The sequence below is a fragment of the Vibrio sp. 2033 genome, from assembly GCF_033339735.1.
This window is the reverse complement of the sequence record NZ_JAWOVC010000642.1, coordinates 1-566: the sequence shown is the minus strand read 5'-3', so window position 1 is coordinate 566 and position 566 is coordinate 1. Positions and strand designations below refer to the sequence as shown.

1 protein-coding gene is annotated in these 566 nt (G+C 46.8%); it reads right to left on the bottom strand.

Features of this window, described 5'->3' with window-relative positions; translation table 11 throughout:
- Positions 1–566, bottom strand: a 566-nt coding sequence (gene hflD, locus R7P74_RS28240) for a high frequency lysogenization protein HflD (protein WP_318123994.1), incomplete at both ends; no start/stop codon positions are given.

Here is a 566-nt window from a genome sequence, read left to right as displayed (position 1 = left end):
TGCGTCCGAAGATTAAGTGGCGACGTTTGCCACCCACTTGACGCCAAAGTACCGCGCTACGGATGCCTGATAACAACAAAGCGCGAACTTTGTGTTGGTTGGCGGTTTGCTGCAATACCGATGGTGTGCCAGTTACTTGAATACGAGGGCCGATTGGGCTAACTACATCAACATAAATGCTTGCTAGGTTGCTGATCATTTGATCTTCTAGCAATTCAAAGTGTTCTGTTTGGCGTTTCGCCATTTGGATGCGATCACCAAGCTGAGACATGGCATCAGTGCGTGCGGTTAGTTTACGCTCTAATGCCATTAGGCTAATGATGTATCGGGTGATTTCACTGCCAGATGGGGTGCTATCAATCCCTTTCACCAAACACTCAAGGCCAAGTTTTAGGTCGGCTTCGCGACCGAATACGCCAATAGTATTGGCTGGGTTTGTGTTCAAAATGGCGTTCATGGATGTTTCAAAAGCATCTTGATCACAATGTCCGTTTCTCGCAACTTGTTGAACCAAAGCAACAGCTTGGCAAATACCAGCGAAAGCGATAGTACGGTCATAAAGTGTA